This window comes from Listeria kieliensis, assembly GCF_003369925.1.
Classification (GTDB): Bacteria; Bacillota; Bacilli; order Lactobacillales; family Listeriaceae; genus Listeria; species Listeria kieliensis_A.
This window is the reverse complement of record NZ_LARY01000001.1, coordinates 238787-259218: the sequence shown is the minus strand read 5'-3', so window position 1 is coordinate 259218 and position 20432 is coordinate 238787. Positions and strand designations below refer to the sequence as shown.

The 20432-nt window shown below is 40.4% G+C and carries 21 protein-coding genes; 3 read left to right on the top strand and 18 right to left on the bottom strand.

The genetic code is table 11. From position 1 onward, the window contains the following. Positions 1 to 48: 48 nt before the first annotated feature. The 3 genes from coaA to UR08_RS01320 form a co-directional block, all read right to left on the bottom strand. On the bottom strand, positions 49 to 969 hold the full coding sequence (coaA, locus tag UR08_RS01330) for a type I pantothenate kinase (RefSeq protein ID WP_115751872.1): 921 nt from the start codon (positions 967 to 969) through the stop codon (positions 49 to 51). Between the two features lie 92 nt (positions 970 to 1061). After that, a complete protein-coding gene (locus tag UR08_RS01325; protein ID WP_115751871.1) occupies positions 1062 to 1901 on the bottom strand; it encodes a TIGR03943 family putative permease subunit in 840 nt (279 codons plus the stop codon). Positions 1902 to 1916: 15 nt separating this feature from the next. After that, on the bottom strand, positions 1917 to 3002 hold the full coding sequence (locus tag UR08_RS01320; RefSeq protein WP_115751870.1) for a permease: 1086 nt from the start codon (positions 3000 to 3002) through the stop codon (positions 1917 to 1919). Here UR08_RS01320 and UR08_RS12980 point away from each other — a divergent pair. Beyond that, the gene (locus UR08_RS12980; protein WP_165849931.1) at positions 2991 to 3164 is read left to right on the top strand and encodes a hypothetical protein; all 174 of its coding nucleotides are present in this window, start codon (positions 2991 to 2993) and stop codon (positions 3162 to 3164) included. The genes UR08_RS01320 and UR08_RS12980 overlap by 12 nt on opposite strands. 11 nt (positions 3165 to 3175) lie before the next feature. Here the strand turns inward: UR08_RS12980 and abc-f are convergent, their stop codons facing one another. Further along, on the bottom strand, positions 3176 to 4771 hold the full coding sequence (abc-f, locus tag UR08_RS01315; RefSeq protein ID WP_115751869.1) for a ribosomal protection-like ABC-F family protein: 1596 nt from the start codon (positions 4769 to 4771) through the stop codon (positions 3176 to 3178). 417 nt (positions 4772 to 5188) lie between these two features. Here abc-f and UR08_RS13155 point away from each other — a divergent pair, with 417 nt between their 5' ends. Continuing rightward, positions 5189 to 5302, top strand: a complete 114-nt coding sequence (locus UR08_RS13155; protein WP_276309255.1) for a type I toxin-antitoxin system Fst family toxin — start codon at positions 5189 to 5191, stop codon at positions 5300 to 5302. A 146-nt stretch (positions 5303 to 5448) separates the two neighbouring features. Here the strand turns inward: UR08_RS13155 and UR08_RS01305 are convergent, their stop codons facing one another. From UR08_RS01305 to UR08_RS01280, 6 genes are all read right to left on the bottom strand, one after another. After that, the gene (locus UR08_RS01305) at positions 5449 to 6885 is read right to left on the bottom strand and encodes an NAD-dependent succinate-semialdehyde dehydrogenase (protein WP_115752676.1); all 1437 of its coding nucleotides are present in this window, start codon (positions 6883 to 6885) and stop codon (positions 5449 to 5451) included. An 84-nt stretch (positions 6886 to 6969) separates the two neighbouring features. Next, positions 6970 to 7389, bottom strand: a complete 420-nt coding sequence (locus UR08_RS01300) for a GNAT family N-acetyltransferase (protein ID WP_165849930.1) — start codon at positions 7387 to 7389, stop codon at positions 6970 to 6972. Positions 7390 to 7450: 61 nt separating this feature from the next. Then, positions 7451 to 8272: a formate/nitrite transporter family protein gene (locus tag UR08_RS01295; protein WP_115751867.1), complete on the bottom strand. Its 822-nt coding sequence runs from the start codon at positions 8270 to 8272 to the stop codon at positions 7451 to 7453. 92 nt (positions 8273 to 8364) lie between these two features. Continuing rightward, complete coding sequence (locus UR08_RS01290; protein ID WP_115751866.1) at positions 8365 to 9123, bottom strand: flavodoxin family protein; 759 nt, start codon at positions 9121 to 9123, stop codon at positions 8365 to 8367. Positions 9124 to 9193: 70 nt separating this feature from the next. Beyond that, positions 9194 to 10261 carry a DUF5808 domain-containing protein gene (locus UR08_RS01285; protein ID WP_115751865.1) on the bottom strand — a complete coding sequence of 356 codons (1068 nt, stop codon included), beginning with the start codon at positions 10259 to 10261 and terminating at the stop codon, positions 9194 to 9196. Then, a complete protein-coding gene (locus tag UR08_RS01280) occupies positions 10258 to 10662 on the bottom strand; it encodes a GntR family transcriptional regulator (RefSeq protein ID WP_115751864.1) in 405 nt (134 codons plus the stop codon). The genes UR08_RS01285 and UR08_RS01280 overlap by 4 nt, the downstream gene beginning before the upstream one ends. Before the next feature lie 121 nt (positions 10663 to 10783). On the opposite strand from UR08_RS01280, the gene UR08_RS01275 reads away from it, so the two are divergent. Next, entirely contained in the window at positions 10784 to 11956 is a 1173-nt protein-coding gene (locus UR08_RS01275; RefSeq protein WP_115751863.1) for an AI-2E family transporter, read from the top strand. Positions 11957 to 11981: 25 nt separating this feature from the next. Here UR08_RS01275 and UR08_RS01270 read toward each other — a convergent pair whose 3' ends face one another. The 8 genes from UR08_RS01270 to UR08_RS01235 form a co-directional block, all read right to left on the bottom strand. Continuing rightward, a complete protein-coding gene (locus UR08_RS01270) occupies positions 11982 to 12656 on the bottom strand; it encodes a histidine phosphatase family protein (RefSeq protein ID WP_115751862.1) in 675 nt (224 codons plus the stop codon). Positions 12657 to 12690: 34 nt separating this feature from the next. Continuing rightward, positions 12691 to 14040, bottom strand: coding sequence for a glutathione-disulfide reductase (gene gorA, locus UR08_RS01265; protein WP_115751861.1), 1350 nt, complete (start codon positions 14038 to 14040; stop codon positions 12691 to 12693). Positions 14041 to 14143: 103 nt separating this feature from the next. After that, on the bottom strand, positions 14144 to 15643 hold the full coding sequence (gene yjeM, locus UR08_RS01260) for a glutamate/gamma-aminobutyrate family transporter YjeM (RefSeq protein ID WP_115751860.1): 1500 nt from the start codon (positions 15641 to 15643) through the stop codon (positions 14144 to 14146). A 229-nt stretch (positions 15644 to 15872) separates the two neighbouring features. Further along, positions 15873 to 16379: a dual specificity protein phosphatase family protein gene (locus tag UR08_RS01255; RefSeq protein WP_115751859.1), complete on the bottom strand. Its 507-nt coding sequence runs from the start codon at positions 16377 to 16379 to the stop codon at positions 15873 to 15875. A 59-nt stretch (positions 16380 to 16438) separates the two neighbouring features. Continuing rightward, on the bottom strand, positions 16439 to 17536 hold the full coding sequence (locus UR08_RS01250) for an FtsW/RodA/SpoVE family cell cycle protein (RefSeq protein WP_115751858.1): 1098 nt from the start codon (positions 17534 to 17536) through the stop codon (positions 16439 to 16441). 193 nt (positions 17537 to 17729) lie between these two features. Then, entirely contained in the window at positions 17730 to 18803 is a 1074-nt protein-coding gene (locus tag UR08_RS01245) for a Glu/Leu/Phe/Val dehydrogenase dimerization domain-containing protein (protein ID WP_115751857.1), read from the bottom strand. Between the two features lie 277 nt (positions 18804 to 19080). Further along, positions 19081 to 19464 (bottom strand): OsmC family protein, encoded by a 384-nt coding sequence (locus tag UR08_RS01240; protein WP_115751856.1) that lies wholly within the window; start codon positions 19462 to 19464, stop codon positions 19081 to 19083. A gap of 25 nt (positions 19465 to 19489) precedes the next feature. After that, complete coding sequence (locus UR08_RS01235) at positions 19490 to 20284, bottom strand: DUF2653 family protein (RefSeq protein ID WP_115751855.1); 795 nt, start codon at positions 20282 to 20284, stop codon at positions 19490 to 19492. Positions 20285 to 20432: the final 148 nt, after the last annotated feature.

Below are 20432 nucleotides of genomic sequence, written 5' to 3'. Positions count from 1 at the left end.
GAATGCCGATCTTTTGTAAAGCAAAAACCATTTCAAAATCGAAATGGTTTAACGCCGCAAGTAAACATCGCTGATTAGATGATTGCTGCCCTTATGGAGGAGCAAGTCAGCTCGATATTTTGTATGCTCAATATTTTCTTTTAAGTTGGGACCATTGATCGTATCCCAAACTTCGCGCGCATAGGCATCTGCTTTTTGATCGCTATAAGCACTATATTTGTGGAAATAAGAACTTTCATCTTGAAAAGCCGTTTCGCGAAGCATAAAGAAGCGTTCTAAATACCAACGTTTAATATCTTCTTCCGCAGCATCTAGATAAATCGAGAAGTCAAAAAAATCACTTGGGAAAAAGATTTGATCGGAATCCGCTTGTAACACATTGATTCCTTCAACGATAACAATATCTGGATTCGCTAGCTTGCGCGTTTCTTTGAGCACATCATAAGTAAGATGCGAATAAAGTGGTACCTCAACGTTCTTTTTATTGTTTTTCAAATCAATCAGAAAATCCATAAATTTTTTCTTATCGTAACTTTCTGGAAAGCCCTTTTTATTCATGATGCCTCGCCTCTCAAGCTCCACATTAGGATATAAGAAGCCATCTGTTGTGACGAGCTCTACTTCACGCGTCTTTGAAAACCAGCGATCAAGCATCAATTTTAAAACACGTGCAGTCGTACTTTTCCCCACCGCAACACTTCCAGCAAGAGCGATGATAAAGGGTGGCCGATCTTCTTTTTTCTTCAGATATTCCATTTTTTCACCATGGATAAAAATAGCCTCATGATATTGAATCGCAATTAATTTCACGAGTGGCAAATAAATCTCAGCAATATCAGAAAGCGAAATCCGGTCGTTCAAACCGCGAATTCGTTCGAGTTCTTCTTGCGTCAATATTTGGTCTTTGCTAATTTCAAGTTCCCGCCAATTTTCGCGTGGAAAGTGATAATACTGCTTATATTGGTTCATGATCTTAAGCCGTCCTTTTTCCTTTTAGGTAGCGTATGAATTCGTTTACTGAATAAGCATACCTTAAGCCGCCTCAATCTGCAAGAACGAACTTAATATTTTCGGTAGACATAAACATCTTTTGGCTTATCAATTTGTTGATACTTGGAAACTTCGAGTGACGGGATTTTCATCTTAAACGGCGCATAGTATTCTTCTGTGATTGTGCCTGATACGGAAAGCCAAGTGTCATTTTTATAATTTGTTTTCTCAGGCATATCGACGAGCATCCCGAATACACCAGAATCTGCCACACAGTGGATAATCCCAAATCTAAATAAAAACAAATGGGCATCTTTTAAAACGGGATCATTATACACAAAACCAGTAAAACTCATCTCGCGTCCTGTAAATTCACCTGGATAATTATATAAAATTTCCATGGTCATCAAATAGTTGCTATCATCCACTATAATAGGATTTTGTTTTAGCAATCCTTTTTTCTCTCGCTCCATCATCTTTTCATAATCCGATTTTCCAAAATAGCCGCTTGTATCAGGACGTAAAAATTGATTTTGCGCATAAGGATCGTCCCCGGCCGCATTGTTTTTAGGAAAATGAAAGCCTTTTGCACTCACAATTGTCGAATCAAGAGTTGCAATCGGAAACATGAAGCCCGCGATAAGTGGGTAAGTCAGTAAACCATAAACAAAAATTTTCTTCAAAATCGTATTTTCCCCACTATGTGAGTGTCCAAAATGATCGTGCTCTTCTACCTTATCTTCATCTCGGAAAACGATGATGAGCTGAATAAGAGCTAAAAGAAAAGCAGCTATCATCGCTGAAAAAGACAAATAAGAATATTTCATATTAATATATTTGCTAATTTCTCCAGATATATGGAGATACATTAAGTAAAAACCGAATCCAAATAAAATAAAAGCGCGTAGCATGATTTTCCCTCCCGTCTAAATAAGAATCGAATAAAGAAAGACAACAACGGTAACGCTGATAACGATAAAGAATACAAACTTAGCTTTAAAAGAAGCAAGCATCATCATCAGATTTTTAATATCAAGCATTGGACCAAATACGAGAAAGGCCACAATCGACTGTGTCGAAAATAAGCTACGGAACGAAGCACCGATAAACGCATCCGCTTCTGAGCAAAGCGAGAGAATAAAGGCTAGAACCATCATGAGTAAAATCGATAAAATCGGGCCATGACCAATTGACATCAAAGTAGAGGTTTTAATATACGTTTGCATAGCAGAAGCGATCAGTGCCCCAAAAACTAAGTACTTTCCTACCGAAAAAAATTCGTCTACAGCGTGTTTAGCCGTATGCCAAATTTTATCCATAAACGAAAGCTCAGCATGACTATGTTCGCTGTGATGAGCATCATGATGCTCATGGTGGTGCGAGTGCTCATGGACCGGTAACGTTTCTGCACTTCCAAGCCCACTTGAAGCGTATCTAGCTTGTTCGAAACGCACTTTTTCAGGTACGCCTTGTTGAATAGAAGCCGTACTTTGAGAAGCCTGTAAAGCAAGCCCGCCTTGTGTGTCAACTTTTCCTTCCCCGGTAGCAGGCGCGAGCAATTTTTCCTTCAAGCCTTCTCCTTTATAGAAAAAAGCAATCAAATTTCCCACGACAAGTGCGACGACTAAACTACCAACTACTCGCAAAATCGGAATTTCCCAATTGCTTCCAAAAGCCACGTAAGTTGAAAATAAAACAACTGGATTTATAATAGGTGCCGTTAACATGAAGGCAATTCCTGCATGAAGCGGCACACCCTTTTTCAGTAAATTACGCACAATCGGCACGATCCCGCATTCACACGACGGGAAAAGCACACCGATAAAAGAACCGACAACAACCGCCCAAAATCGATTTTTCGGAATCACACGTGCAATAAATTTCTCAGAAACATACATTTGAATGAAGCTCGCAATAAACACACCAATCAGTACAAAAGGAAGTGCTTCAATCAAAATCGAGATAAAAATCGTATTCATTTGCAAAAAAGAGTCCGGTAAATGATTGAACAAAAAAAGAACCTTCTTTCCTTCCAAATCTCCGTTTATTCTATCTCTCTTCCTGCAAGAAATCAAGTTTCATCTCCATCTAAAAAAGCGCCATCTCGCAAGATGACGCTTTTTTACGAAGCCAAATTTCGCTACAACCCGCTAAATTCAGCCTTAACCATTTGATGATTCTACCGTTAATTTTCTTTTAACTTCCGAAGCTTGCGACTGTTTTCAAGATACGCTTCATCAAGACTAGCCTTCTCCGCTTGACTAAGCTTCGGATCCGCAAGCTTAGAAGCAATCTCAGAAAGCCTAAGCTCAATGAGTAAACTATCCTCTTCCACAACTTGTTCCGCAGATTCCTTTTCCTGCGCCACTTGCTGCATTGATTTTCGTTCAAGCTTCATTTTCCCATTTTCAATTTGAAGCACTTCAAGCGCAATATTTCGTACAAAAGCCGTATCATGGGAAACGAATAGCACTGCACCATCAAAAGATGAAATTAGCCCTTCGAGCGCTTCTAAAGCTGCGATATCCAAATAATTAGTTGGCTCATCCAGAACTAAAAAGTTGGCATCACTGAGCAGAATCATGGCCAGATAAAGCTTCACTCGCTCGCCACCAGATAAAACAGAAACGCACTTTTTCAAATCGCTTTGCTCAAAATGTAAACTCCCAAGGACATCCATCGCCATTTGCATGTCATGAGCATTCACTCGGTTCACATTTTCAAGCATCGTTTCATCCACATTTAATCCCTTTAACTCCTGATCGAAATAGGCGATCCTTGTGCTGCCTAAAATCCGGATCGGCGCCTCGTTTTTTAATAGCCACTTTAGAAAAGTCGTTTTCCCCGAAGCATTTTGCCCGATTAAAGCCATTTTATCTCCGATCTTCACTGAAAACGGCTCGATTTCAAACAATTTCTTTTCAGGAACGCTGATTTCTCCTTTTTGAACTTGTACGAGAGTGGTTCCGAGTTTTAATTTGCGTGACTCAGGGAGCGTAATTTTAACAGGCTTAAACAAGAATGGCTTCTCCACATCCGGCAAACGCTCAAGCCTTTTTTGCGTCGCTTTAATCGTTTTATGTTGGCTTTTCTGTTGAGTGCCTTTATACATGTTCCCATAAGCAATTTCTTTTCTGCTCATTCCTTTTTTAAACAATTTTGCCTGACTGGTTTCCATACTCGCCGCAATTTGCTTCCGGTGATTCATCGCTGATTGAAGCTTCCGCTTCTCTGCAACATTGTCATCGTAGGCTTTTTGCTCCTGTTCGCGTTGCTTCTTTTTTTGCGCTGCATAATCCGAATAATTCCCTTTGTAAACAGTGATCGTCTCACGTTCTAACTCCCAAATCTCATCAACAATCGCATCCAAAAAATCACGATCATGCGAAATAATGAGTAACGTGCCAGAAAACCGTTTAAAGTCGCGAATAACATGTTGCGTGCTTGCGACATCTAAATTAGAAGTTGGTTCATCAGCAAAAAGAATAGCAGGCCGTTCCTGCAGCGCGCGCTGAACTTCCTTGCGCGTTTTCTCGCCTCCACTTAATTTTTCTGCTTCGGCTGGGATTTGCTCAATGACACCGACCGTTCCGCTTCGGATAACACTTCCAGTTGTTGCTTCGCGCTTTCCTGAAAGAACTTCAAGTAAAGTCGTTTTTCCCGTTCCATTTTGACCGATAATCCCAATTCGTGCATTTGGCTTAACACGTAATTCCGGGATGTTAAATAAGTTTCGCGCTCCGATTTCCATTGTTAAATCATGAATTTCAATACTAAACATAAAAAAACCTCCTTATCCATTTTCGGATAGGAGTACACAAAAAAGCGTTAATTCTGCTAGGTGTTATCAAGCAAAATAAACATACTGATCCTGTCCGAAAAAAATGGTTTTGCACACTTGCATTCATTTTTTCTTTATCAAACAGGATTAGAATTTCATTGGCCTAAAAAAACACCTCTTTCATTTATTAGCAACAGTATAACAAAAACACATTCTTTTTGGCAAGTTTCAAACAATCGAATCTTTTTTTTAGCACTTCTCTAAGAAAAGCATTTTCACTTGAGTTCAGACGATTACTGGGAAAAAAACGAGATTTTAAGCATCTAAAACCACCGAAAAACGTTGACGCACCAACTCTTCAAACATGTTATACTAAAGAAGTCGTCTATCCCTTTTGCAAAACTCTGCAGATGGGAGGTGCTGCGATTGATTCTTCTTTTTTCCAGTGTTATTGCCCCTCTCCTTGTTGGCATTTGCTTATCGCTTTTCAGGTACTGGCTAGAAACAAGGGGGAATAACAAACGGAAGTAGACGACAAGTTCTAGCCACATAAAAAATCCCGAGATCTTTAGCCCGACTCGGGATTTTTTATGTGCTACAATCGATTCTTTTTTCCTGCGTTCATTATAACAAAGAAAAAGACGAAAGTAAATATCTGGAGTTCACGAGACTTATTTTTATGTCCGGTATTTTAGCGCCACAAATTTCACATTCAAATATTCTTCTATTCCAAAATGTCCATTTTCTCTTCCAAATCCCGAATGCTTTACACCACCAAAAGGTGTTTCAGGATGGGAAATTGCAATATCATTCACACCAACCATGCCATATTCCAGTGCATTACTAATTTCCTCTACTCGTTCTAGACTTTCTGTATAAAAATAAGAAGCTAATCCAAATTCGCTATCATTTGCTAATTTTACTACCTCGTCATCCGAAACAAAGGAGATGATTGGAATAACCGGACCAAATGTTTCTTCATGAAAAATCCGCATTTGCTCTGTAACGCCTGTTAGAACTGTTGGTGCATAGAAGTTCCCTTTTTCATTACCTTCGCCGTCAAGAAGCCGTTCTCCACCAATCAGAATATCTGCACCCTTCTCAGCCGCATCTTTTAGCTGGCGATTAATTTTGTGAATAGCATCTTCTCGAATTAACGGCCCCACATTCACACCTTCCCGAAGACCATTCCCAACCTGCAAATTTCGCACACGTTCAAGTACAAGTTTTGTAAATTCTTGTTCAATTTCTTTGGCTACAAAAATTCGATTGGGCGAAACACAAACTTGACCATTATTCCGAAATTTTGCAGCAACAAGTCCATCTGCTGCGCTTTCAAGATTAGCATCGGAAAATACGATGAAGGGCGCATGCCCGCCGAGCTCCAGCGAAATTTTCTTCAAGGTTTCTCCCGATTCTTGGTATAGTTTCTGACCGACTGCTGTTGATCCAGTAAACGTCAATTTACGTACTATATCGCTCGCTGTTAGTGCTTTCCCAATTTCAGAAGAATTTCCCAGCAATAAATTCACAACGCCTCTTGGAAAACCAGCTTCTTCAAAAATTTCAAAGAGCGCTAACGCCGAAAGTGGTGTTTCACTGGAAGGTTTCAAAATCACTGTATTCCCTGCAGCAAGGGCTGGTGCGAGTTTTCGAGTCGCCATCCCCATTGGAAAATTCCATGGCGTAATGGCTGCCACAACTCCAATAGGTTCTTTTTTTACAATATAGACATGTTTATTGGGTGCCGGAATCGTTTCGCCGTAAATTCGCCGTGCCTCTTCCGCATTAAAACGAAAATTTTCTGCTCCTGTCAAAATTTCCGATTTGGCTTCTGCAAGCGGTTTTCCTTGTTCAATGGTCATAATTTTAGCTAATTTATCTGCCTTTTCTTCCAATAAATGAGCTACACGGTGTAACAGTTCGACACGACTTTGTAGTTCCAACTCACGCCAACGAGGAAAAGCAGTTTGTGCCGCTTCAATAGCTCGCGTAGTATCTTCTGTTTCTGCTTGTGCAACCTGTGCAACGCTTTCACCTGTTGCAGGATTTTCTACTTTTTTTGTTTTTTGTAGTGATCCATCCTGCCAGTTCCCGTCAATGAAAAGCTGCATTTTTACTTTGGGTAGTTCGGTATTCAAAGTTATCACTCCTAAAAAGTTTTGACACTTCTCTTTTCCACGAATCCTATTTTTTAATCATAATAAATATTTCACCAAATAAAAGCGCGTTACTCCATGTTGCATGAAGTTAGCTAATTCCCCAAAAACTTTAAACCCATTTTTTTCGTAAAAACGAGGCGCCTGATAGCTCATTGTTTCCAGGTGAATTTGCGTACACTGATTTTGTTTGGCATATTCTTCCACCTGTTTTAATAATGTTGTGCCTATGCCTTTCCCTTTTTGAGTTGGGTCAACTGCCAGAAGCGAAACATGCATGGTATTCCATAAAATTTCGCCAGTAATTCCGCCCACATATTCCCCGCTTTCATAGGCAGCAAAAGAAAAAATGGACTTCTGATACGGCAAAATAGTCGCTTCTAAACTGGCAGCATCTGCCTCAAGCAACTCAATTAGCCGCTCCTGATTGACTTCCCAATCTATTTCATGAATATCCATTTTGACTTCCTCCTTTATAAAAAAAGATGAACTAAGCATTTCCTCGTTCATCTTTTTCCTTTTATTCGCCAGAAGTTACTGGTTCTTGCACTTCCTTTTCTTTTACTTTAACTGCTTGCGTTGTTCGTTTATAAGCTAAGAAGTAAAACAAACTAACAAAAATGGCGCCACCAACTGTGTTTCCAAGATAAACTGGAATCACGTTCATCCAAAAGTCCATCCAACTATAGCTTCCTGCAAAAATCGCAGCTGGAATGATAAACATGTTGGCGACAACGTGTTGAAAGCCAATCGCAACGAAAGCCATGACCGGGAACCAAATCCCCCAAATTTTTCCAGCAAAATCTTTAGCCGCATATGAAAGCCAGACAGCTAACCCAACAAACCAGTTACAGCCAATGCCAGAAACGAAAGCCACCCAAAATGAGTCTTTGATTTTCGCACCCGCTGTGGCAACAGTTTTCGCTAAAAAGTCCCCTTCAGTTAAGCCAACAAAATGGCCAAAAAAGTAAGCAACAAATAACGCACCGACTAGATTCATGACCGTAACAATCACAAAGTTACGTAGCAGTTTCACAAATGTTATTTTTCGATCGAACCAAGCAAGCGAAACAGCCATCATATTCCCGGTAATCAGTTCCCCACCACCGAGTAAGATACAAATCAACCCTACTGGAAATACAGAAGCGCCGATAAATGTCGCAAAACTTCCCCACTCATGCGGTGCAGTTCCAATTACGCGAATATAAAGCAAATAGCCAAGCGAAATGAATGCACCGCCCAAAAAACCTAACACGGTGAGCGCAAGTGCATTTGAATTTGCTTTTTGAATACCCTTTTCAATCGTTACGTCTGTGACTTCTTGAGGCGTATAATAAGACATTCCTTTCCCTTCTTCCTAATTGTTAACTTCATCACAAAAATGCGCTTTCATTATAGCATAACGAGCATCTATTCACAATATAAATTCGAATTTTATCGTCGTTTATGGTTATGAATCGTGACTAATCGTAGCATTCCCGAAAGAAATAGGAAAAAGATGATCACAAATACCAAATAATTAACCCAAAAGCCATCAGCTGGAATAAAATGAACGACTTGAAGGGCTTTTTGGATGCCCATGACGATGAGTGTTGAAATGGCGAGCATTCCAAATAGTTGTAAATAGCGTTTCAATGTAAATCCTCCTCTTTCTACTCGTTCTACAAGTTTTTCCCCTAAAGCTTTCGCTTCTTCCCGCTTTTTCTGGGGAAGTTCGTCCATTTGAAAGGTCCCAGTCAAAACAAGTTCGGAAGCCCGGTGCATACCGGCTTGCGACATCACCGTATCAATTTGATTAAAAGTTGCATCCGTGATTCCCGCAAGCATATTCTCAAAAGCACTTTTATAACAGGATGTAATCGATACGTAGCTCTTCCCTTTGAATAGGTGAGGAATATTTTCTCCTTTACTTGTAAGGTGCACGAAATAATCACGTAAATGATCAAAAAATTGTTTCATACTGCCACTTACATTGCCAAAATAAGTAGGCGTCGCAAAAATCATACAATCCGCTTGTTTTAACTCTTTTCCGAGCTTCCTGACTTCATCTTGCCTAGTTGGATCAAAACTCTCTTCAAGAACGATGAGACTAGTTTCAGCGCCAGCTCGTTCTGCTCCTCGTAAAACCTCATCTAGTAACTGGGCGGTTAGTCCTTTTCGGTTTTGTGTTCCAAGAATTCCGATAATCTTCATTTTGTTCCCTTCCTTTTGTTGATTCTACTTGTATTTTACTTGTTCGTATCCTTTTTCACAAACAAAATCCTCATGAAAAGAAAAATTGTTTGATTCCAGCTATAACTAACACAATAAGCAATATTAGCCAGATAATTGGTCTTGCTAAATTGACGGTCCACCCAATCCCAAATCTTTTTTCAATAAATAAAGCCGGATCTAAACGGTTAAAGTAAAATATCCCTAGTTTCCAGTAGTGATCATCTTTTTGCACCATTTTTCGTTCTCGTCGAATCCCCATCACTTTGAGCCTACTTCCGCCCTGCCCCACAAAAAAAGTCAGCCAAAAAAACGCGATCAAAAGAAAGAGCCAAAGTAAAATAGACCCTACTCGAACTGTGGTCCAACTCCAATTTAGCAAAAAGGAGCATTGCAAAAAGCCAAAAAAGGAGACCATTAAAAGACTTATCCCAAACATAAACCTGCTATATAAGGCATTCGCACGTTTCATACGTTCTAGCGAAATATCAGGATCATCTAAGTCAATGATTCGTTTGCTTTTCCGAATCGTCAGGTGGATCCCAAGAAAAGTAAGAATTGTAAAGAACTGGGAAGCTGGCCAGATTGATGCACTAACAGGCGTTTTGTCCTTTTCAATTTCAAATACACCATTTAGCTTCCAGTAAGCAGGGAATTTAGCAGGTGCCTGTTTATAAAGCATAAACGTTAAAAAAAGAGTTAGCAAAAAAAGGAAAAAGAGAACGAAATAATACCAACTGGGGAGAATACTTTCCTCTTTGTCACCAGAAGCTTCTACAATAACGGTAGCTTGCTCCTTCAAGTTTCCATTTGCTATTTGCTTCTTTTTCCAAGATTTCGTTCGAAAATGATAAATTAAGTAAAGGCCAAAACTAAAAACGAGATAAAAAATTAATATACCTAAAAACCAAGGAATTATCCATGCAAATAAAAAGAAAACGGCGGCAAATGAGCCCATCAAAAGTAGATATTGTCGCTTCCATCTAAGTAATTGATTGGAATAACTTAATTTGGTTCCTACATTGACACCAAAACATTCTGACCTTCTTGTCACAAAAGGCACAGCACTTAAAATAATGGCTAGTAACCCCAAATTAAAGCTGAAGGTAACAAAATTCATTGGGCTTCATTCTCCCGCTCGCTTGCTTGGAATTCTTCGTAAAGCTCATGACATGTCTGCCTAAAAGTTTGTTCGGAAACAGAACGAGCGATCGCCTCAGCGACAATCGGACGCAATTTTTGGTTTAGGGTTTGTAAACGAGTTACATCTGCTATTTCAACACCTTGTGAAGGAATCGATACTCCTTGTTTACGATGAATTTCAATAAACCCTTCTCGTTCAAGCCGTTGATAGGCCTTGTTAACAGTATGAAAATTAATGCCAATATCAGCCGCAAGTTTGCGCACGGAAGGAAGTTTTTCACCTGGAGAATATCCACCTTTTGCAATTCCTTCAATAATTTGGTTGCAAATCTGCATGTAAATCGGTTCTTCACTTTCTAAATGAATTTGAAGCAACACCGTGCAACACCTTCTTTCTTATTATAATAACGATATAACAGTTCGAAAAAGAAGTCAATTTGAAATAGCCAAACCCCTTAAATCATGCTAAACTAGAATAAAAATAAGAAGGGAGAATGGAATGAAGAATTCACGTTTTCGCGAGAGTAAATTATTCTTTTGGACCGTTGAAATTTTGGCCATTGTAGCGATCGTCTTTTTACTCTTACAAATGAAATACATATTCTCGCCCATTGGGGTGATTATCTCGACGCTATTCTTGCCAATTTTAGTTTCTGGATTTTTGTTTTACATGTTTAATCCGCTTGTTGAATTTCTTGAAAAACGAAAAGTCCCGCGTGTCCTTGGCATTATTTTAATTTTTATTGTGTTTATCATTTTATTCACACTTGCAGTTATTCAAATTGGTCCTGTGCTTGCCAACCAAATTGCTTCACTTGCAAAAGCTTTGCCTGGCTACTGGACAGATTTTGAAAAATGGTTCAATGCGCTTATTAAAGATTCGCCATTCAAAAATTTAGACATCCAAGGTGAACTAAGCAAAGCTAATATTTCCATTCCTAAAATCATGAATATCGTCTTAGACGGTGTTTCAACGGGAATTGGGGCTGTTGCAAGCTTTATTACAAGCTTTGTGATGGTACTTGTCACAGTGCCGTTTATCTTACTTTACATGTTTAAAGACGGGCACCGTTTTATGGATTCACTTGAAAAGTTTTTCCCGAAATTTATCCGTCCAGATGCTAAAAAAATCATTCAAGAAATGAACAAAACACTTTCGACTTATATCAGTTCGCAAGCTCTTGATTGCTTAGTCGTTGGTATTTTGACCTTTATCGGCTATTTAATCATCGGGCAACCTTATGGCCTATTGTTCGCATTTATCGCAGGAGCAACGAATATCATCCCTTACCTCGGGCCAGTTATTGGAGCAGCGCCTGCCGTGTTAGTCGCACTTTTCACTTCGCCGCTTCAAGCTTTGCTCGTAATTATTGTGGTCGTGATCGTACAACAACTAGATGGAAACGTGCTACAACCGCTTATCATGGGCCGTTCGCTCAAAATTCATCCGCTAACCATTATCGTGATTTTACTCGTGGCAGGAAACCTAGCGGGTTTACTGGGAATGGTACTTGGCGTGCCGCTTTACGCGGTCGTAAAAACCATCATTGTCAACGTTGTCAAGCTCATTCAGCTTCGCCGTGAAGGGAAGAAACATTTAGGCGAGGATGATAGTGGTGACGATTCAAGTCCACCAGCTGATGCTACGCCAGAAACTGAATCAAGCAAATAAAAAGTAGGGCAAGCTGCCCTACTTTTTATTCTGCCGCAAAATGCGAAATATCGTTTAAACGTTCTACTTTAAATAAACCTTTTTCATAAACCAATACTGTTACACTTGCATTGTCGAGAACAAAGCTTTCCGTGATGGAAGGCTCAAGCTCATGAACAATATTTCGGATCGTATTGCCGTGCGCAACAATCAAAATATTGCCACCCGTATCACGATGTCGATTGATAACATGTAAAAAGCCTTGTTCAACTCGCGTCCAAAAAGTCATAAAATCTTCCGCGTCTCCTGTTGGATCAGCTTTCTTGGTTGCGTTCATCATGCCCCGTACATCTTCATGTGCCATAAAATCTTCTTGGGAGGCGTAGCCATTCGCCCGAGCAATTTCGTTCCAAGCGACATCACTTTTTTCCCCCTCAAAAGAACCAAAAAAGGTTTCACGAAATTCTTTGCGTGGTTCAAGCTGCAGCCCGAAAGCGTGTTTATTTTCATGGAGCAAAATTTCCGCCGTAGAAATCGTTCGGTGTAAATCACTGCTATAGGCAGCAACGAATTCTGTATCTGAAAGACCACGCCCGCTTTCCCGCACCTTTTCAGCGCCTTCTGGGGTTAATGGTGTATCTGCCCAGCCTTGCATCCTCAAATTTTTATTTAAATACGTTTGACCATGTCTCACAAAATAAAGAGCTAATTTCTCTGGCATGATATCCCTCCTTCAATTTTCTTTTCAACACTATTTAACGCATTGTTACAAATTCTTCTGCGCTTGTCGGATGGATTGCAACCGTATTATCAAAGTCGGCTTTTGTTGCCCCCATCTTGATCGCAACGGCAAAGCCTTGTAAGAGTTCATCCATGCCTGTTCCAATTCCGTGCAAGCCGACGATGCGTTCATTTTTCCCTTCACAAATCAACTTCATTCGGGATGGTTCGCGGTGTTCTGTAATTACCGTATACATCGAAGTAAACGAAGATTGATAAACTTTGATGTCTTTTTCTCCATATTTCTGAATCGCTTCTGGTTCAGTAAGTCCAATCGTACCAATAGGCGGATGGCTGAATACGACCGTTGGAATTAAGTCATAATCGAGATGCTCATCAAGTTTACCGTTAAAGAGTCGCTCAGAAAGCCTTCTTCCAGCTGCAATCGCAACCGGAGTTAATTCCACATGGCCAGTTACGTCACCAATCGCATAGATACCTGGAACATTTGTGTTTTGGTATTTATCCACTTCGATGAATCCCGATTCAGTAAGTTTAACTCCAGCATTTTCAATCGCCATCGTATCTGTCACAGGTTTTCGCCCGATCGCCCAAATGACTTTATCAACTGTTTGTGTCCGTCCGTCTTCCAGTTCAAGCATCAAACTACCATCTTCATTTTTCACAATTTCTTTTGGAACAGCATGTGTATGAAGTGTTGGTCCATTTTTTTCCATAAGTTCAACGAGTGTTTCTGAAATCATTGGATCAAACGAACGAAGCGGTGCATGTTTTCTGACGAAAAGATGCGTCTCCGTTCCAAAGGCATTTAAAATTCCAGCCAGTTCCACTGCAATATAGCCAGCTCCAACAACAGCCACACGTTTTGGCAGTTCTTTCATTGCAAAAAAGCCATTTGAATCGATACCGTATTCAGCTCCTTTGATAGCTGGAATAGCGGGTTTTCCGCCTGTCGCTATCAAAATGTGATCTGCCGTGTAGCGCTCGCCATTTACTTCAATGGTTTTAGCATCTATAAAGCGCGCATAGCCACGAAGAACGTCTACATGATTGCTATCTAGACCTTGTTGATAAAGTCCATGCAAGCGATCAATATATTTCTCACGGTTTGAAACAAGGGTTCCAAAATCAAATGAGACTTCCCCAGTTAAGCCGTAAGCAGGTCCTAACTTTTCCATACCTTCTTTAATATCTGCCCCGTACCACATCACTTTTTTAGGGACGCAACCTACGTTCACACAAGTTCCTCCAAGATGAACGGGTTCAACAAGTGCGACTTTTTTGCCGTGCATCCCAGCTCGGTTGGAAGAAGCAATTCCTCCGCTTCCTCCGCCAATTGCAATATAATCGTAATGCTTACTCATTGTAAAATCCTCCAATCAAAGCCTCTCATGTTTTAAGTGTACTAGAAATTCAAATAAACGAGAAGGAAAAAGCCTCCAAGCGCGGGCTTGGAGGCTTTTTCCTTTATTTCGCGCGACGTTTACGCAAATCATAATTCTCATAAATTAAAATAGCTAGAATCGAGAAGGTAACGGGTCCTGCAATCATCCAAATGGTATCACTCCAATTCCCAGTTGTGATAACCGGTTGGATAATGGTAAACACATTCGCAAAACCGACCACGACTGCGATCACAGCAGTGATTAGGTACGCGCTCCACTTAGTTTTATAAGCCACGAAAGGTCGCTCAAGGCCCTCGCGATTTTTAAAGAATGGAAAAGCGAACGACAAGAACAAATATGGAAGCGTCATGGAGACATTCGCCATCAGCGTCAGTTTATTGTAGAAGGCTGAGGCATTGCTTCCGCCAAACGAAGCGATCAAGATAATTACGACAACGATGAAGCACTGAATCCACATCGCAAACTCCGGCATTCCTGCCTTGTTGATCTTCGTCACTCGTTTTGGCCAAAGTTCTTTCGGTGTTCCTTGAATAATGGATTTTAGCGGCGAATAGATCAGTGTGAAAAATGCACCTGTATAAGCAAGGAACATGGAAAGTCCAGTGATTCGCGCAAAAATAGAAGCCACAGTTTGTGCCGTTTCAGCTGAAGCATGAAAGGCATTCCCGAGTTCAAGTCCTAAGTTGTACATCAACACATACGTGATGTTTCCAAGGTTCGTCGTTTCTCCGGCAAGGACTTTCATCCAGTTTGTACTTACGCCCCACATTAAAATCCCGATCGCATAACCGACAGAAATAACGACAGCAGCAATCATGATTCCTTTCGGAAAAGTTTTTTTCGGATTTTTCGTTTGGTCAACAAGTCCCGCCACAGCTTCTGTTCCGCCATATGCAAAAATCGCAAACACACAGAAACTCAAAATGGAAATCGGACTCAGGTAGTTTGGATTTGGCGAAACAAGAAAATCTTTTACGCCGTCAATGTTTTGCTGGAAAGCTCCACCATTTAAAACAAGAATGATTGCACTGACAAGAATTAACACGACATTGAGCCCCATAACGGCAAAGCCGCCAATCGTTGTAACTTTAGTGATTTGGCGAAGACCTTTTGATGCAAAGAAAGTCACAACAATCATCCAGAGGACACCCAAAATGCCAATGGTTTGTGTTGGAGTAAGCGACAGGATCGTCCATTCCTGCGTTTTATCTGTTCCAAATAGGAAAGTCGAAAACGGAATCCATACTTTTGATGCAATTCCGACCATCCAAATAATATACGAAGTGAACCACATGAAAGTGACGATAAACGCATAGCGAGGTCCGACACTGTCATTCATCCACGAATAGATTCCCCCTTGTTCTTTACGATAAGCGGAACCATATTCGGCCATCATAAGCGCAAATGGTATAAAAAACAACACAGCGGCTGCGATATACCATGGGATTGCACTGTAGCCCATCAAATAAAAGCCCACCGGTCCATTAGCAAAGCCGAACACGGAAGTGAAAATCATTAAGATTAGGCTGAATAACCCCATTTTTTTAACTTCATTTGTCATAAATTCATTCCTCATTTCAAGAGCAGTCATTGCCTCTTATTTTAACTTGTGAAATACTTTGGACGATTTTCCCCCACGTCATTATAACATCAAAAATCCAAAATCCTTTTTAAAAGAACAATCTTAATAGCACGCAAACTCAGATATGTGAGATTTGTCTAAAAACAGTGGTTTTTTTTACAAAAAAAGAAAGAAAAAACCCCCAAAGTGAATTTGGAGGTTGCTTTTATTAATCTTCTGGCAAATATTTTTCACCACGCATGATAGCAAGAACCCGCGGATTGGGTAAATAACGTTTAATTTCCCTTAACTTTTGCAGGGTATCTTTGTCATGATAGTGCTCCGCAATACCCATCGCAACGGCGCTACTGCGGCTAATTCCAGCATTGCAATGAACCACAATTTGACCATGATCTGGGTTGCGATCAATAAAGTCATAGATAATTTCGGCATGCCTTTCATTGAACAGCTTCATTTCTTCTTTTTCTTTTTGACTGAGTCCCCAGTAGTCATCGGCTTCGTTGATATCATTAAAATGAATTTCAAGAATGTCTTGATACGATTCAAGATGCTTTAGCTTCGCAAAGTCTTTTCCTTGATCCGCAATTCGGATGAGTAATGCTCGCTCTGTTTTTGGCTCGAATGAAACCGCGATCACTTCTGGCAAAGCAATAACTGGTAGTTCAAATGGATCAAAATCAATTGCTCGTTTTTCTTTATTAATATAATTCGCCATACGTGCAAAATCCCCTTCTTGAACTCTCTCCTTCATTTTAACACATCCGATTGGATTGTCTAATTGGAAGAAAGACTTTGCGCGTATTCTTTTTCATATCGGCTAACCGCGAGCAGGATGCCAATTGCGATGAAGTTTCCAAGCACGGAAGAACCTCCATAACTAATGAAGGGAAGTGGGATTCCAGTAAGAGGCATCAGCCCGATCGTCATCGCGATATTTTCGAAGATGTTGAAGGCAAAGTAAACGGCAAAACCGGTGTAGATGTACACTGAAAAGCGTGTTTTGGCATCAAGTGCGAACCGGATTAAGACTTGGATAAACAGCAAGAATAAAAATAACAAAAGGCTCGCGCCAATAAATCCGAATTGGTTGGCAATCGTGCTAAAAATCATATCGGTGTGGCTTTCTGGGATATAAATTTGGCCAGATCGGCCGCTCATTCCGCCTGAACCCACCGCGACTAAAGAAAGGTTGACTTGATAGGAAGCACTCGGATCACTTGATGGGTCGATCCAGCTTAGGATGCGTGCAAATTGATAGGGTTCAAGTCCAACTACGCGGAGCCATTCTAGGTGATAAAAAACGACATAGAAAATAGCACTAAAAACGGTAAAGGCACTCAGGAGTAAAGTGAAAATCCATTTTCTGGAGGCATTTGCGATGAGTAAAATGGCGAAAAACGTCACAAAATATACAATTGTACTTCCTAGGTCGGGTTCGCGAAAAATCAAAAATAAAATGGGGACAGCTGTAAGTGTAAGCGCAAGAATCTGCTTGGCTGGTTTTTTCTCGTATCGTACGGCTACGGCGGCAAGCGCCAAAATAAAGAAGCTTTTGAGAATTTCAGTGGGTTGGAAGGAGAAACCGAGTAATTTGTACCAGCGGCGGGCTCCGTTTGTTTCGGTTGTAAACTGCAAGCCGATCAAAAGGAGAATAAAAATCGGATAAATGAGCCATAGCCATTTTCGAATGGACTGAAGAGGCCATTTAGACAGAACAAAACATACAACACTTGATATAGCAAGAAACAAGATTTGCTGGAAGAGAAAATTGGTGCTATATTGTCCTGTTTGTTCGGCGAAGTAAATGGCAATACAGCTTGCAATACTTAGAAAGAATAAAAGTTGAAGTAATATTTTCTGATTCGTTGTCACTCGTTCACGCTTCCTTTCGTGGCTGTTTTCATGTTGTTAAGCGTATTTCTTCTTTACTTTAGCACAGCTTATTAGCTCTACTCAATACTCTTTAGAAATATTTAGGTTTTTCTTAACCATCTTTAGTTTTTGCTTCCCGTCAATACAAAAACGAGAGCCCGAATTCGGACTCTCATTTTCCCTTTTATAAATCTTACGAACGAGCAAAGAAAGTACTGTGGACTTGTTTCATAGTTGCAATGCGCTCTTCGGCCATATGATCGGCTGCTTCCGCAGGGATAATTCCCTCGCGTGCTGAAATTTCATACACTTTGCCGATTTGCCCATAAATTTCATCAATTTTTTGTTTGGCACGTTCTGCGTTATAAGTATTTAACTCATCGGCTACGTTAATGACTCCCCCTGCATTGACGATATAATCAGGTGCATATAAAATCCCACGTTCGTGAAGCATTTCCCCGTGCCGTTTAATATCTAATAACTGGTTATTGGCGCTCCCACAAACGGCTTTCACTTTGAGCTGTGGAATTGTATCATCATTTAAAATGCCACCAAGCGCACATGGAGCAAAAATATCGGCATCTACTTGATAAATCTCATCCGGCTTTACAGCGGTTGCCTGAAATTTCTCTACCGCCCGATCCACCGCTTCTTGGTTAATATCTGTAACGGTAAGTTTCGCACCTTCTTCAAATAACATTTCGCATAAGGCAAACGCTACGTTTCCAACGCCTTGAACGGCCACTTTTTTTCCTGCCAAGGAATCGCTTCCAAAAACTTCTTTGGCAGTCCGCTTCATCGACGCATAGATACCACGTGCTGTGAGCGGGCTTGGATTCCCTGATGAGCCAAAGCTTTCTGAAACACCTGTAACGTGTTTTGTTTCTTCGTGCATGTAATCCATATCTTGAACGGTCGTGCCGACATCTTCTGCAATAATATAACGCCCATTTAAGCTTTCCACATATCTTCCAAGAGCGCGGAATAGGGCTTCGCTTTTATCTTTTTTCGGATCCCCGATGATGACTGTTTTTCCTCCCCCTAAGTTGAGTCCCGCAGCTGAGTTTTTATAAGTCATGCCACGCGCTAACCGTAAAACATCTTCCAGGGCTTCTTCTTCTGTTGCATATGGCCACATTCGGCATCCCCCAAGCGCAGGACCAAGCGTCGTATCATGAATCGCAATGATCGCCTTTAGTCCAGAAGCCTCATCATGGCAAAAAACTACTTGCTCATAATCATATTTCTCCATTTTCTCAAACAACATCTAAAACTACCCCCTTCATATTGAAAAACATATAATCATCATGCTCTACCTTCATTATACGTATTTTGAAAACGCTGTAAAAGTTTTTATATTATTTAAGTCGAATTTCATACTTTTCGGCTAAATAAAAAACTTTTGAACTAGTTTTATTGTATGCGCTTTCATTCAAAAAAGGACTTTTGATTTAGATGTTATGGCATAATTCTAATGAATATTTAAAAATTTCTGGAGGATAAAAAGAAGATGCGTAGATTTATGCTACGCACCTTCTTTAGAATTAATTCGAAACAAACTTTACATGTTCCGTGATTTGAATCTCTGGATTTAAACTTTGCACAACGGGGCAACCTTTTTTGACGAGCTTCAAGCTTTTCTCAGCTTGCTCTTGATGCTCAGCTGCTATTGCTAGCTCGAAATGAATATCGATCGACTGGATTACATGTACGGCTGCATCCAAATTTTGCGTATAGTCCACTTCTATTTCCAATTTCTCATATGGAATTCGCTTTTTCTTCAAAATCTTAGCGTAGACGTAACCACTGCAAGCAGCCGCTGCCGCCACAGTCATTTGAATGGGTGAAAAGCCAGTTTCTTTTTTGAGTTTCCAGTTTCCATCCTCATGAAAAAGCTCAATCGTGTCTCCTTGCTTCGCTAAATGCATCCGTCAGTCATTCCTTTCGAAATTATTATTCTGTTACCACTGCATAAATCCCGTCTTGTTCCGAGTACTCTAGCGTTAAGCCCATATTTGGATCCATATGCGCAAAATGTTCTGCCCAGTAACGAATCGCTTGAATGAGCGAAAAGTGATCAAGTGATTGGATAACTTGGTCATTTTGGATAACATCTGCTCCAAAGCCAATTTTATCATCGTATGTTAAAACAACTTGAACATCATCAAGTGATAAGCCTTTTTCATTCGTAAAGAACGCAATCACCGCATTGGAAATATTCCCTTCATCGAGGATTTGTTCACGCGTTGTCGTTTCTGTCCCAGCTTGGATAGTTTCGTGTCGTGCCGTATTAAACGAATCACGGCCTGTACTTTGTGCAGCTGGTTCTGTTCCGTGATTTTTTCTTCTTTGGAAAAAGAACATGATCAAACGAATCACTAGGAAGATCGCCAGTAAATTAATGATCAAACCAAAAATGTTACCAAAAACACCCATATTGCTAAGCAGTCCGCCAAAAAGTAATCCAGCAAGTCCCCCAAGCATTAAACCGCCCATTAAGCCACGACCGTTAAAGAAACTATTTTTTCCTCTACCCATCATGTTTTTATTCATTTGCGAACGGTTAACATTAGAACGATTGATACCATTGTTATTGGATTTAAATGAACGCATAGGTGCGCGATAACCTCTCGCATCTGCTTCTTTCACTTGTTCATATTTAGTCGGCAATACCATGTTTGAAACAGTTCCCCCAAGCGGACTAAATACTAATCCAGCAGCAAGTAAGATTGAAATAAATTTTTTCACTGTTTTCCTCCTTTAACTTGATACAAAAAGACCTCACGAAAGAAACGTAAGGTCTTGCAAACAATTTTCAAATTGCTAACTGCGCCGGAGAATGCTCTCGTATTGACGACACAGCTATTTCTGCTACTCCCCTTAAGCGGGTCAGTTT